At 69.7% G+C, this 12176-nt stretch carries 15 protein-coding genes; 10 read left to right on the top strand and 5 right to left on the bottom strand.

The genetic code is table 11. The features are described from left to right. Positions 1-47: 47 nt before the first annotated feature. From BN1193_RS11305 to BN1193_RS11295, 3 genes are read right to left on the bottom strand one after another with little or no spacing between them, the layout of a single operon-like run. Complete coding sequence (locus BN1193_RS11305; RefSeq protein ID WP_040166471.1) at positions 48-1487, bottom strand: hypothetical protein; 1440 nt, start codon at positions 1485-1487, stop codon at positions 48-50. After that, on the bottom strand, positions 1474-2106 hold the full coding sequence (locus BN1193_RS11300; protein WP_195907852.1) for an RNA polymerase sigma factor: 633 nt from the start codon (positions 2104-2106) through the stop codon (positions 1474-1476). The genes BN1193_RS11305 and BN1193_RS11300 overlap by 14 nt, the downstream gene beginning before the upstream one ends. Positions 2107-2143: 37 nt before the next feature. Next, the gene (locus tag BN1193_RS11295) at positions 2144-2485 is read right to left on the bottom strand and encodes a DUF5713 family protein (protein WP_040166470.1); all 342 of its coding nucleotides are present in this window, start codon (positions 2483-2485) and stop codon (positions 2144-2146) included. A 240-nt stretch (positions 2486-2725) separates the two neighbouring features. Here BN1193_RS11295 and BN1193_RS11290 point away from each other — a divergent pair, with 240 nt between their 5' ends. The 10 genes from BN1193_RS11290 (at position 2726) to BN1193_RS11245 (ending at position 11038) form a co-directional block, all read left to right on the top strand. Further along, positions 2726-3343 carry an alpha/beta hydrolase family protein gene (locus tag BN1193_RS11290; protein ID WP_195907851.1) on the top strand — a complete coding sequence of 206 codons (618 nt, stop codon included), beginning with the start codon at positions 2726-2728 and terminating at the stop codon, positions 3341-3343. Further along, complete coding sequence (locus BN1193_RS11285) at positions 3333-3971, top strand: alpha/beta hydrolase family protein (RefSeq protein ID WP_040166468.1); 639 nt, start codon at positions 3333-3335, stop codon at positions 3969-3971. The genes BN1193_RS11290 and BN1193_RS11285 overlap by 11 nt, the downstream gene beginning before the upstream one ends. A gap of 106 nt (positions 3972-4077) precedes the next feature. Further along, complete coding sequence (locus BN1193_RS11280; RefSeq protein WP_040166466.1) at positions 4078-5280, top strand: Gfo/Idh/MocA family protein; 1203 nt, start codon at positions 4078-4080, stop codon at positions 5278-5280. Beyond that, positions 5277-6290: a LacI family DNA-binding transcriptional regulator gene (locus tag BN1193_RS11275; protein ID WP_040166465.1), complete on the top strand. Its 1014-nt coding sequence runs from the start codon at positions 5277-5279 to the stop codon at positions 6288-6290. The genes BN1193_RS11280 and BN1193_RS11275 overlap by 4 nt, the downstream gene beginning before the upstream one ends. Positions 6291-6355: 65 nt before the next feature. Continuing rightward, positions 6356-7291, top strand: coding sequence for a methyltransferase family protein (locus BN1193_RS11270; RefSeq protein WP_052460677.1), 936 nt, complete (start codon positions 6356-6358; stop codon positions 7289-7291). A gap of 115 nt (positions 7292-7406) precedes the next feature. Beyond that, entirely contained in the window at positions 7407-8576 is a 1170-nt protein-coding gene (locus BN1193_RS11265; protein ID WP_052460676.1) for an epoxide hydrolase family protein, read from the top strand. Positions 8577-8726: 150 nt separating this feature from the next. Next, positions 8727-9404, top strand: coding sequence for a YczE/YyaS/YitT family protein (locus BN1193_RS11260; protein WP_040166464.1), 678 nt, complete (start codon positions 8727-8729; stop codon positions 9402-9404). A 167-nt stretch (positions 9405-9571) separates the two neighbouring features. Then, positions 9572-10048 (top strand): hypothetical protein, encoded by a 477-nt coding sequence (locus tag BN1193_RS11255; protein ID WP_040166462.1) that lies wholly within the window; start codon positions 9572-9574, stop codon positions 10046-10048. A gap of 69 nt (positions 10049-10117) precedes the next feature. After that, positions 10118-10474: a hypothetical protein gene (locus tag BN1193_RS11250; protein ID WP_141396678.1), complete on the top strand. Its 357-nt coding sequence runs from the start codon at positions 10118-10120 to the stop codon at positions 10472-10474. Between the two features lie 48 nt (positions 10475-10522). Then, positions 10523-11038 carry an NUDIX hydrolase gene (locus BN1193_RS11245; RefSeq protein WP_052460675.1) on the top strand — a complete coding sequence of 172 codons (516 nt, stop codon included), beginning with the start codon at positions 10523-10525 and terminating at the stop codon, positions 11036-11038. 15 nt (positions 11039-11053) lie between these two features. Here the strand turns inward: BN1193_RS11245 and BN1193_RS11240 are convergent, their stop codons facing one another. Then, the gene (locus tag BN1193_RS11240; RefSeq protein WP_040166458.1) at positions 11054-11548 is read right to left on the bottom strand and encodes a GNAT family N-acetyltransferase; all 495 of its coding nucleotides are present in this window, start codon (positions 11546-11548) and stop codon (positions 11054-11056) included. 147 nt (positions 11549-11695) lie between these two features. Then, positions 11696-12115, bottom strand: a complete 420-nt coding sequence (locus tag BN1193_RS11235; RefSeq protein ID WP_040166456.1) for a cupin domain-containing protein — start codon at positions 12113-12115, stop codon at positions 11696-11698. Positions 12116-12176 lie beyond the last annotated feature (61 nt).

The following is a 12176-nucleotide window of genomic DNA, read 5'->3' as shown; positions in this document are numbered from 1 at the left end:
GCCTTCCCCTCACCGCTGGATCGACCGGGCCCCCAGCGCGGTGTCGATCACTGTGTCGGTGAGGGGGCTTGAGGGACGATCTCGGTCGTGAGCGTGTAGCGCTCGTCCGGAACGTCGGCAGGAATCAGCGGGCTGGACCCGACCTCGACCACCGTCTGCACGGGCGTCGGGTCCTCGTCGGTGGGCGTGGCCGCCCACGCGGTGTAGCGCTTCAGGTAGCTGTCGACCTGAACCACCTGGGCCGTCGCGGTGTCGAGTTTGACCTTCAGGGTCGCGTCCGCGTCAGCGACGATGATGTTCGCGATGTCACCGTCGGTCGACTCGATCGTCAGGTCAGGTGCCAGGGCGATCGCCCGGAGCACGGTCGCGCGGAACGTCGCGGAGGCGGTCGCGAATTCCGGCAGCTGTGTCGAGCGGACGAGCTCGGCGGTCGCCGCTGCGATGTGTGACGCTCGTTCGGCGGGCGTCCACGCTGCCATCTCGGACTTCTTCTCCTCGAGAGCCGCGGCGTCCCCGGCCGTCTCCTTGCGCAATTCGTCGAGGGAAGACTGCAGGTACGCGAGTGTGTCCTCTGTCAGGGGGACGGTGGTCCCCGGCGTCGGGTCCATGACACCGGCCAGGAAGTGGTCCGATGGCAGACGCCCCGAGTCGATCCACCCCTGCAGGGCATCCTCCTGAAACCGCGTCGACGCGATCTGCGCGGCGAGCCCGTCCGTGGCGAACTCATCGACGGTCGCGTCCAGGAACTTCTGCGGGTCGGTCGGGAACTCCCCGAGGTCGTCGACGGGGGACAGTGACGCGCTCTGCTCGGGGGTGAGGGAGATGCCCAGCGGGCTGGGCATGGGGGCGTCCGCCGTGACGAGCGTCTCGTACACCTCGGCCGCCGGAGCGGAAGTGAGCGACGTCGCCAGATCGCCGAATTCGTTGAGCACGCCGCCGTTCCAGGTCTGCGCGACCGCCGCCTCGTCGCCGAAGACCTGGATCGGGTGCTTCGGGACGACGGAGATCACCATCGGATCGGCCTCGGACCCGGGTTCATAGAGGGTGTGCTCGAGGTCGATCAGGACGGCCCCGGGGGCGCCGGCGCGGGTCCGGCTGAAGCCGCCCTCCCAGGAGATCTGCCCGGGAACGACGGTGTTGAGGGTGATCCAGTGCGCCTCGGCCTTGAGGTAGGAGCCGGCGGGGATGACGACCGGGTTCTCCTCGATCTCCAGCGCCGCGGCGTTGAGCAGCTCGGCGGCGGACGCGTGCTGGACGGGCGCGATCGTGCTCGGCGCGACGACGCTTCCGGCGACGACGGCAGCGACGACCACGCCGGCGGTGACGAGGCCGCCCGCGGACGCGCCGATCGTGATGCCGAGTCCGCGGCGGTTTCGGCGGTGACCGCGCGCGATCTCGCGATGGAGCGCATTGCGCGCAGGGTTCAGGTCGACGCGCTCCGCAGCGTCGGCGGGGGTCAGCAGCGCGACCCGGTCAAGCATGTCCATGGAGGTCCTTTGTGGGGTTCCAGACGATCGGTGCGGGCGATCGAGAATCAGACGCGGGGTCGGCGAGACGCCGACGCACGCGGTTCAGCCGCGACTTGACGGTTCCGAGGGGCACGGAGAGTGCGGCCGCGATCTCTTCATGGCTGAGGCCGCCGGCGTGGAGGAAAAGGGTGTCCCGGTCGCGTTTGTTCAGGGCTGCCACCCGCGGGGCGAGGAAGAGGACCTCGGCGTCCGCGTCCAGACGTCGCGCCGCATCATCGGCGTCGTCCGGACGGGTGGTGTGCTCCACCGCGGCCGCGGCGACGACGGACTTCAGGTGCCGCGCCTCGGTCTTGCGGTGGTTCTGGATCACGCGGGTCGCGATCCCCAGGAGCCAGGGTTTCGCCGACTCCGACTCGGTGCGGAAGGACCCGCGCCGACGGTAAGCGACGAGGAAGGTATCACTGACGATGTCGTCCGCCGCGTCGATCCCGACACGGCTCGCCGCATAGCCGGCGACAACCCGAGCGTGCCGCTCGAACAGCTCTGAGAACGCCGACGGGTCGGTCATCGACCGTCGGAAGATCTCGCTGTCCGTGCACATCATCAGGTATTGGCCCCAATCCCGATTCTGGTTCACGGCGCGCGCGGAACGCGGATCTCCCCGTGGGGGCGGCTCACCACTCCCGCGGGGAGATGAGCTCCTCGATGTCGGCGTCGGAGAATCCGTATGCCTCGGCGATCTTGGCGACATCGGACCCGATCGTGTCGCGGGCGACGGTCTCGAGTTCGCTGTCGGCGGCGTCGAACTCCTCGCCCAGGGTATTGAACTCCTCCGTCGCCGCGTGCGTGAGGACGTACAGTTCCGCGAGATCCGCCGGCCGCTGCTGCTCGATCTGCTCGCACAGGCGGACGAGGATGAGCTTGCCCTTGTCCACCAGCGGTTGCGGGAAGTACGGGTCCGCCGTCATGTCCGCGAGGAAGTCGTACCCGTTCAGAGCCTTGTTGGTGAAGCGCACGCCATCTCCCCGTTTTCGCGGGTGCCGGTCATCCGCAGCGTGCTCCGGTTCGGAGCTGCGCACCCGGGACGAGCCTATCTGCGGCACCGGGGCGTCCGCGTGTCGGGAGCGTGCTCCGCCACTCTGCTCGTGGATCGGACACATTGAGCCCGCCCTGAGGTTCCGGGTGCAGACTCGCGCCTACCGGTGGTGGGTGCAGGTCCGTCGGGGGCGTCAGATCGGGGGTCGGAGATGGGCACGGTGAGCGTTCTTGCGCTGCACGGTCAGCACGGCACCGCAGAGATTCTGCGTCGGCAGATGCGGCCGCTCGCCGCCGTGCTGCCTCCCACGGTCGAGCTGACCTTCGTCGATGCCCCGTCCCTCGCGCTCGGCGATATCGGCTGGTGGCGTGACGGCGACATGCGCGGATGGGAGCGCACGCTCGATTGGGCGCGCACGGTCACGGCCGAGCATCATTTCGACGGCGTCATCGGTTTCAGTCAGGGCGCCGCCCTCGCCGGAATGCTCGTGGCGGCGCAGGAATCGACCACACCCGGCGCCGCCGCTCCGGCCGGGCTCGAATTCGGCTTCGCGGTCATCATCAGCGGCTTCATCGAGCCCGCGGACGAAGCCTCCGCACTGCTCCGCCGGCCGCTGCGCACGCCCTCATTGCACGTCATGAGCGCTGTGGATACCGTCGTCCCGGTCCGGGCTTCGGAGCGTCTGGCCGCGTGCTTCACTGCGCCCCGCATCGTCTGCCACGGGGGAGGTCATGTGATCCCGACCGACCACGCCGCGCTCGCGGAGATCGTGTCATTCGTGTCCCGCCGAGGGGAGGGGGCGCGCCCGATGAAGGAGGAGGAGTTCCATGTCCGATGAAGTGGTCCGCACGGCGGTCGGTCCGGCGCAGGTGGAGTGGTTCCGGGCGCTCACGCCGCGCGCGACGGTGGTGCTCGGCCACGGCACCGCGACCGGGGTGGAGGCGGCCGACCTCCAGGAGCTGGCACGTACGCTTCCCCCGCGCGGCTTGACCGTCGTCCTCGTCACCCAGCCGTACCGGGTGGCGGGGGATCCCGCCCTCGCTCGGCCGGCCGCGCTCGATGCCGCCTGGATCGATGTGTGCGGCCACGTCCGCGACATCGCCGGCGACGGTCCGCTCGTCTCCGGAGGGCGCAGTGCGGGGTCGGTGGCCGCCTGTCGCACCGCCGACACGGTCCGACCTGACGCGCTTCTCCTCCTGGCCTATCCGCTGCGCGGCCCCGGCAGCCGGGCCGAGCTGTCCGCGGTCTCGCTCCCCACTCTCGTCATCCAGGGCGGCCACGATCCCTTCGGAACATTCGATGAGCTGCCGGCGCTGCACGCGAACATCACCGCCATCAAGATTCCGGACGCCGACCACCTCTTCCGTGGGGCGACGGTCGCGGTCACCCATCGCAACCTCAGCATGATCACCGACGCCGCGCAGGCGTGGAGCAATCGGCTCCTGCGGACTCCGCAGGGCGCCTGAACGGACGCACCGGAGTTACGCGTGTAAGCACAAGGTGCAGCCCATTTCGATGGGCGGCAGCGACAGTCTGTTGACACGGGTAACCGTTCCTGGAACACTCCTGCGCATGACCTTTTCGATCGGCATCGTCGGAGCGGGCCAGTTCTCCGGCCAGTTCTCCCGGCTGTTCCACGCGCACCCGCTCGTCGATGGCGTCTTCGTGACCGATGTGATCCCGGAGCGGGCCTCCGCACTCGTGGAACGGCAGAGCTTGGCCGGGACGTATCCGAGTTTCGAAGCGATGCTGGACAGCGACGTCGACGCCGTCGCGATCTTCACGCAGAGGTGGACGCACGGTCCGCTCGCCGTCCAGGCGCTGCGAGCGGGCAAACACGTGTACTCGGCCGTGCCGATGGCGATCTCCGAGGAGGAGATCCGGGCCATCGTCGACGCGGTACGGGAGACCGGGTTGACCTACATGATGGGGGAGACCAGTTACTACAACCCCGCCACCGTCTACGCGCGCGACCGCATGCGCGAAGGCGCGTTCGGTCGGATCTTCTACGCCGAGGGTGACTATGTGCACGACATGGACCTCGGGTTCTACGCCGCATACGAGTACAGCGGTGGTGCGGAGTGGAAGCGCACGGCGAGCTACCCGCCGATGCTCTACCCGACCCACTCGATCGGTGGCGTGCTCGGAGCGATCGGCGGACACGCGGTCAGTGTCAGCGCGATCGGCGTTCCTGACGATCGCGGCGACGGCGTGTTCGACCGCGAGATCAGCATGTTCGGCAACGACTTCTCCAACGCCAGCGCGCTGTTCGAGCTGGCCGGTGGCGGGTCCATGCGGATCAACGAGTTCCGCCGGGTGGGCTATCCGTCGCACCTGCGCGAGAGCCGCTTCCGCTACTTCGGCACCGAGGGCAGCTTCGAAGAGACGGTCAACGCCGCGCTCTGGCAGGACAAGACGGGCGCCACGGATGTCTCCGCGCTGATGGACGCCGCCCCGAGCGTGTCCCCGGATGACCCGTCGCTCGCCGACATCGACCCTGCGCTGCGGGCGGCGTTCGTGTCCGGCCTGGCGCCGGTCCACGATCCGTCGCGATTGCCTGCGGAGTTCCACGGTCTGCCGAACGGACACGAAGGCAGCCACCAATTCCTCGCCGACGATTTCGTGCGGGCGGTCGCGTACGGCACGCTGCCCCCGGTCAATGCCTGGGAGGCCGCCCGCTACACGCTGCCGGGCGTGATCGCCCACCAGTCCGCACTGCAGGGCGGCGTGCGCCTCCCCGTTCCGGACCTCGGCGACGCGCCTCAGCGAGGATGAGCGCCGTGCCGTCCGACCCCGCCGCCCGGAGGCCGGCGGCGACGCGGGGCGATGTCGCCCGGCTCGCCGGTGTCAGCACGGCCGTGGTCAGCTACGTCCTGAACGGCTCCAAGAGCGTCCGGCCGGAGACCGAAGAGCGCGTGCGCGCGGCGGTCGCGAAGCTCGGCTACCGCCCGAACGCGGCGGCTCGCGCGTTGAGCCGCGGCGCCAGCGATCTGCTGGGCATCGTGGTGCCGAACGCCACCAATCCGTTCTTCGCCCATTTCACGCACGAGGTCGACCTTGCGGCGGACAAGCGCGGGATGACGCTCCTCGCCGCCAACGCCGATGAGTCCGCGGGGCGCGAGCGGCGACTCATCGAGGGCTTCGTCGACCGGCGCGTGGACGGCATCCTGCTGGCGAGCACGGGCGCGATCCCGCACCTGCGCACGCTTGTTCCGCCGGACCTGCCGGTCGTCCTGATCAACAGGTACGACGCGGTTCCGGGGTTCCGCACCGTGGGGATCGACCTGTTCGAGGGCGCGCGGATCGCCGTGGAGCATCTTGCCGAGCACGGACATCGCACCGTCGGACTGATCGCCGGAACCGCGCCGGACGGTGTTCCCGGTCCTCGCGAGATCGGCTGGCGTGCGGCGATCGACCGGTACTCGGTGGCCGCCGGCCCCGTCATTCGCGAGGGATTCACGATGTCCGGCGGGCACGCCGCCGGTCGTCGACTGATCGCGGAGGGCACGGTGCCCTCGGCGCTGTTCGTCAGTTCCGACCAGCTGGCGATGGGACTCCTGCTGGCCCTGCACGAGGCGGGGCTGCGGGTTCCGGAAGACGTTGCGATCGTGTCCTTCGACGGCACGCCGGAAAGCGCGTACGCCTGGCCGCCGCTGACCACGCTCGCCCAACCGATTGCGGAGATGGCGCGGGCCGGGGTCGCGGCGGTCCTCGATCCGGACGGGCCGAGGGGTGGGTCGGTGTTCGCACCCGTCCTGGTGCGCCGCGCGTCCTGCGGCTGCTGAGCGCGCCGGTGTTGGCGGAGACGGCGCCCGAATCGACGGAGGGGTCGGTTTCGTAGACTCGATGCATGGCGACGAGGGGGCTGCTGCGTGTCACGCCTGCGGTGGCACGCGCGTACTTCGGCGTCCAGGCACTCACCGGTGCCGCGTGGTGGATCTGCGTCTTCACCTTCTCCACGGTCCGGTTGCCGACCCTGGGCGAGCTCGATCCGTTGCTCATCGCGCTCCCGGACATCCCACTGTTCGTCGTCGGCTCCGCGCTGATCGCCGCGGGTGTGCGGTGGGCCGTGTGGATCGTGGTGCCATGGACGGTGCTGGTCGCGGCCGGAATGACGGTGCACGCGACGATCACCACGGACACGGGTTGTGGTGCGCTGTTGATGATCGCCGCCGCCGGCGGAAGCATCGTCGCGGGTCTCGTGATCATCGTGGGGCGCCTGCCGACGGAGTGGATCGTGGCCGGGCCGTTCGGGTTCCGCGCAGCGCGGGCTGAGCGCACCCGCACGCTCCTCGGCCAGACCAGCCTGCAGATCGCCATCTTCTGGAGCTTGCTGCTGTTCGTCATCCCGGCCGTGATCACGTGGGTTGAGGACCGCTGGGGGCTGCGGCTCGAGCCGCCTCCGGGGATCCGGATCGCAGCGGGCCTGGCCTTCGTCCTGTTCGCCGCCCTCGGACTGTGCTCAGCCGTCATCATGGCGACCCGCGGCGCGGGCACACCGCTGCCGGCGGCCATGGCCCATCGTCTCGTCGTCGCCGGTCCGTATCGGTGGGTGCGCAATCCGATGGCCGTCGCCGGGATCGGACAGGGCGTGTGCGTCGGGATCATGCTCGAGTCCTGGCTCGTCGTCGCATACGCGCTGGCGGGCGCACTGATCTGGAACTGGGCGGTCCGACCGCATGAGGAGGCCGACCTGGGACGCCGCTTCGGCGCGGAATTCGCCGCCTACCGTGATGCCGTGCCGTGCTGGATCCCGCGCCTGCGTCCGGTCCCGGTCCGCCGCTGAACCGGGACCGACGAACACGAGCCCCCGCCGATGACGCCTGCCCGTGCCGCCGGCGTACCGCGTGTCGGTGGCCGCGGGTAGACCTCGGGTACAGCGGTCACGGACAGGAGCGCACATGAGCGAGACGACGCCCGCGGTTCATCCGTTCTCGGTGGCGGTCGACCCGGCGGAGCTGGATGAGCTGCAGCAGCGGTTGGCCGCAGCGCGGCTTCCGGAGCGGGAGACCGTGCCGCCGGGAGCCGCGGGCCGGGACCGTTGGGCGCAGGGCGTGCCGCTGGCGGATCTGACCGACCTCATCGCGTACTGGCGCAGCGACTATGACTGGTTCCGGTTTGAGGCCGAACTGAACCGCATCGGCTCGGTCAGGACCACGATCGAGGGCCTCGGGATCCATGCGCTGCATCGCCGCTCGTCACGTGCAGACGCCGTTCCGCTGGTCATGACCCATGGATGGCCGGGCAGCGTGGTGGAGTTCGTCGATGTCATCGAGGAGCTCACCGAGCCGTCCTCCGCGGACGAGCCGGCGTTCCACGTCGTCGCGCCTGCGCTCCCCGGATTCGGATTCAGTGATCGGCCCGACGAATCCGGGTGGGGGATCGAGCGGATCGCGTCAGCGTGGGTGGAACTCATGAGACGGCTCGGCTACGACCGATTTCTCGCGCACGGCGGCGACTGGGGTGGAACGGTGACGACCGTCCTCGCCGGCCGCTTCCCGGAGCACGTCATCGGCATCCACTCCACGTTCGCGCAGGGGCCTCCGGGGCTGTCGCTCGCCGGGCTGACGCCGCAGGATCGGGCATGGGCGGAGGGGACGACGCAGTTCTGGCAACACCGTGCCGCGTACGCCAAGCAGCAGGCCGCGCGTCCGCAGACCATCGGCTACGCGCTCGTGGACTCGCCGGTCGGGCTCCTGGCCTGGCTGCTGGACAAGTTCGCCGACTGGTCGGACACCGATGACTCCCCGTTCCAGCGCATATCCCGGGACCGACTCCTGGATGACGTCACGCTTTACTGGCTGACTCGGACCGGGGCGTCCGCGGCACGGATCTACGCAGAGAGCCATGCCGCGCTCGATCCGGACCTCCGGGTCGACGTGCCCGCCGCGATCACGATGTACCCGGGGGACCCGGAGAAGTGTCCCCGGCCGTGGGCGGAGCAGCGCTACCGGTGGATCGTGCGCTGGTCGACACCGCCCGCCGGCGGGCATTTCCCGGCGTTGGAGGTCACCCACGATTTCATCGCCGACCTCCGCGCGGGTCTGGCCGCCGTCCGCGCGGTCTCGTGAGTGCCGGAACACCGCGCCACGACCGCGGGGCGCACCCGACGCGATGCGAAGACCGGACTACCGCGCGCGGCGAACTGGCGGGAAAATACTCCCGGGGACGGCGTCGCGAGCGACCGCTCACCGGACGCCTTGACGCTGGGGAGAACACGCATGAGTGCGCATCGTTCGCTGAAGTCCACGGTCATCCGTTCCGTCTACGCGTTCGTCGGTGTCATCCTGATCGGGCTCGGCGCCGCCGTGCTGAAGACGGGCGACGTCGGACTCGACCCGTACACGGCACTGAACGTCGGCATCGCGGCCAAGCTCGGTTGGTCGCTGGGGTCGTACCAATTGCTGAGCAACCTCGTTCTGTTCATTCCGGTCCTGATCTGGGGACGGAAGTACATCGGTCCCGGCACGATCATCAACATGGTTCTCACCGGGTTCTTCATCGACATCTTCGCGGGACTCCTCGCCCCGCTCGCGCCGGCATCGGCCACGCTGCTGAGCAAGACCGTGTTCTTCCTCGTCGGCATCCTCATCTTCGCGTTCGGCGCCAGCGCGTACATGAGCGCTCGGGTGGGGACGGCGCCGTACGACGCCATCGCGCCGATGATCGTGGGCAAGACCGGCTGGAAGTACGGCCGAGTACGGGTCCCGCAGGACATCATCGTCGTCATCCTCGCCGTGCTCGTGCACGGACCGGTCGGCTTCGGGACGGTGGTCACGGCGTTCTTCAACGGCCCGCTCATCCAGCTGTTCTCGGAGAAGATCAACATCCCGCTGGCGACGCGCTTGGCGGGGGATGACCCCTCCGACGCGCACTCCACCCAAGCGAAGGCGTCCTGAGCTCGGACCGAATGCGCGGGAGTCGCCGAGTTGGCGCGCCGACCCGGCCCTCGTTCAGGAGGAAGAATTCACTTGCCGCCACCCGGCCGGAGCGTCATGCTGAGGCCACGGACGGTGCAGGAGCGTCCGCAGGGAGCGGGCGCGGGGCGCTCAGAACGGGGACTGACGTGGGACTTTTCGGGAAGGCCAAAGACGCGTATTCGTCCGCGGCGAAAGCGGCGACCGCACAGCAGGACTGGGCGGCGCAGGCCGCCGCCGCGCAGCAGTTGGCGAACGATCACCTCGCTGCGGCGGGTTACACCGACGGATCGCCCGTGACGGTGCACAACGCGGCCCAGGTGAACGCGGCCGCACAGGCCGACCACGACCTGCTGAACGCGTACGGGCAGGAGCTCAATCGCATCATCGCGGTCGGCCGGCCTGGATCGGGAATCATCACCGGTGCGGTCGACACGGGGGAGCGGACGTCCGGGTACCCCTGGTTCCAGCTGGACGTCCAGGTGACGCTCGAGGGCTCGGAGCCGTACGTCGTGGCCAAGCGGGAGATGATCTCGCCGCAGACGGCGTCGATGTTCGCCGTCGGAACCACGCACGGTGTCGCCGTCGACCCGACCGATCCGCAGAAGATCGCCTTCACGAGCTGACCGGCGATGGGTGTCTTCCGGGACCTCGGCCGTCTGATGAAGCTCGCGGCCAACGATCCACGGCCGTCGATGAGCGAAAGCATCCGTCAGTCGGCTGATGCTGCGGAGTACTGGCTGAAGGTCCGGGACGACATGACGGCCGCGTCGCACGGCGCGGCCGAGGGGAACCCGTTCGCCAACATGGCGGCCTACGGACGCGGCACACCGGCCTCCGGGACCGTCATCTCCCTCGCCCCGACCGGTGCGACGATCGCGGACGTTCCGGTCTACGCCGTCGAGCTCTCGGTGGCGATCGACGGTCGTGAACCGTATCGATCCCGCTACGAGACGGTGATCGCGGCGGGAGCACTGCACAACTGGCAACCCGGTGCCGTGCTGCCGTTTCGCGTCGCTCCGGACGATCCGCACGCGCTGATGCTGGGGTAGTTCGCCGGTTCGTCGCGCCCGACCGACGACGTCGGTAGCGTTGGCGGGATGAGTGAGTTCTGGGATGTGACGGACTCTTCCGGCGTGCCGACGGGGGAGACCCATCGGCGCGGGGATTCGGACTGGCCGGCCGGACGCTTCCACGTGGTCGTGGCCACGTGCGTCCAGCGTCCGGATGGCACCGTGCTGCTGACGCAGCGTGCCGCGGCGAAGGAGTTCGGCCTGGATTGGGAGTTCCCGGGCGGCAGCGCCCTGGCGGGCGAGCGGAGCGTGGATGCCGCGGTCCGGGAGCTGCGCGAGGAGACGTCGTTGGTCGTCGCGCCCGACGATCTGCAGCTGGTCGGCCGCTTCGCGGAGGCCACCGCGCTGCTCGACCTCTACCTGGTCGGCGCGCCGGCGGGCGTGGACGTCGTGCCGGACCCCGCCGAAGTCGTTGACCATGCCTGGGTGTCACCGGTCGAACTGCAGCGCCGCTTGGACGATGGGCTCATGGCGCACCCGTGGACCGCGCGGCTCGACGCGCTCGGTATGCCGCTGCTGCTCGCGCTCGCGGCCGCGCGGTGAGCGACACCGGACGCGTCAGCGCACCATCCGCCTGTCGGTGATCAGCGGAGCGGACGGGTCCGTCATCTCGGTGCCGTCGAGGGTGAAACCGTTGCGGGTGTAGAACCTGATCGCGCGCGGATTCTCCTTCGCCACCCAGAGCTGGGCGGGTCCGGAGCCGAGTGTGTCGTCCAGCAGCGTCTGTCCGATCCCGGTGCCGTAGTGCGCGGCTCGGACGTAGATCGCGTACAGGTGACGGTCGCGCGGCGACGCGGTTTCGCCCACGTCCACGGCCGGTCCGGCCCAGGCGAAGCCGACCAGTTCGCCGTCCTGCTCCGCGACCAGAACCGTCACGTCGTCCTGCGGGTGCGACAGCACGTGGTCCCACATCTTGCGGCGGCCGGCGAGCCACGCGTCGGAGAAGAACTCCTCCGGCAGCAGGTGGCTGTAGGCCTCCCGCCAGGTGCCGACGTGGAGGTCAGCGAGGGCGGCGGCATCCGCCGGCCCGGGCGTCCGATACGTGACGGTCATCCTGCCATCGTGCCAGAACCCCGGTCGCTCCCACTCACGGCAGGATCACGCGCGTGAACCTGCCGCGGGTGGGAGCATGCCCGCGGTCGCTCTCGAGCTCGGCAGGATCAGGCGCCTGAAACTGTCGGGAGTGGGAGCGAGGGGGAGTCAGCTCGCCCAGGGGAAGGGGCGGTCGCCGTCGCGTTCGCCGTCCTTGCCGACCTCGGCCAACGGGCCGCCCCCCGCGCGGATGCACAGCCAGCGCAGGTCCTCGGTGCTGTCCGGCAGCGCGCGCCAGGCGCGCATCACGTTCTGCCCGACACGAACGACGGTACCGGCGTGCACGTCGACGACGTCATTGCCGATTGCCATCTGCCCCTGTCCGGCGAGGAACACGTACAGCTCCTCGAGCTGGGAATGCGAGTGCCAGAACGGGGACTCACCGCCGGGGGCCAGGGCATTCGCGGACATCCCGATGTACTGCTCGGGCAGCTCCGCGTCGATGAACCGTTTGCCCGGTGCGCGCCCGCCCGCGTAGTCCTTCCACTGGTCCAGCCCGCCGATCTCCAACACGTCGTAGTCGCTCATGCGGTCAGCATAGGCGCGTCGCGACGCGCGCGGCAGTTCTGGCCGACCGTCCCGGGGCCCC

Origin of the sequence: Microbacterium gorillae (assembly GCF_000826185.2) — a bacterium.
Classification (GTDB): Bacteria; Actinomycetota; Actinomycetes; order Actinomycetales; family Microbacteriaceae; genus Microbacterium; species Microbacterium gorillae.
This window is presented reverse-complemented; position numbering and strand designations above follow the sequence as displayed.

What these genes read in the sequence shown, in the direction of transcription:
- BN1193_RS11260 (WP_040166464.1), top strand. Translation starts at nt 8,727, where the DNA reads ATGAGTGCGCATCGTTCGCTGAAGTCCACGGTCATCCGTTCCGTCTAC.
- BN1193_RS11305 (WP_040166471.1), bottom strand. Translation starts at nt 1,487, where the DNA reads ATGGACATGCTTGACCGGGTCGCGCTGCTGACCCCCGCCGACGCTGCG.
- BN1193_RS11235 (WP_040166456.1), bottom strand. Translation starts at nt 12,115, where the DNA reads ATGAGCGACTACGACGTGTTGGAGATCGGCGGGCTGGACCAGTGGAAG.
- BN1193_RS11250 (WP_141396678.1), top strand. Translation starts at nt 10,118, where the DNA reads ATGAGCGAAAGCATCCGTCAGTCGGCTGATGCTGCGGAGTACTGGCTG.
- BN1193_RS11280 (WP_040166466.1), top strand. Translation starts at nt 4,078, where the DNA reads ATGACCTTTTCGATCGGCATCGTCGGAGCGGGCCAGTTCTCCGGCCAG.
- BN1193_RS11275 (WP_040166465.1), top strand. Translation starts at nt 5,277, where the DNA reads ATGAGCGCCGTGCCGTCCGACCCCGCCGCCCGGAGGCCGGCGGCGACG.
- BN1193_RS11245 (WP_052460675.1), top strand. Translation starts at nt 10,523, where the DNA reads ATGAGTGAGTTCTGGGATGTGACGGACTCTTCCGGCGTGCCGACGGGG.
- BN1193_RS11265 (WP_052460676.1), top strand. Translation starts at nt 7,407, where the DNA reads ATGAGCGAGACGACGCCCGCGGTTCATCCGTTCTCGGTGGCGGTCGAC.
- BN1193_RS11240 (WP_040166458.1), bottom strand. Translation starts at nt 11,548, where the DNA reads ATGACCGTCACGTATCGGACGCCCGGGCCGGCGGATGCCGCCGCCCTC.
- BN1193_RS11285 (WP_040166468.1), top strand. Translation starts at nt 3,333, where the DNA reads ATGTCCGATGAAGTGGTCCGCACGGCGGTCGGTCCGGCGCAGGTGGAG.
- BN1193_RS11270 (WP_052460677.1), top strand. Translation starts at nt 6,356, where the DNA reads ATGGCGACGAGGGGGCTGCTGCGTGTCACGCCTGCGGTGGCACGCGCG.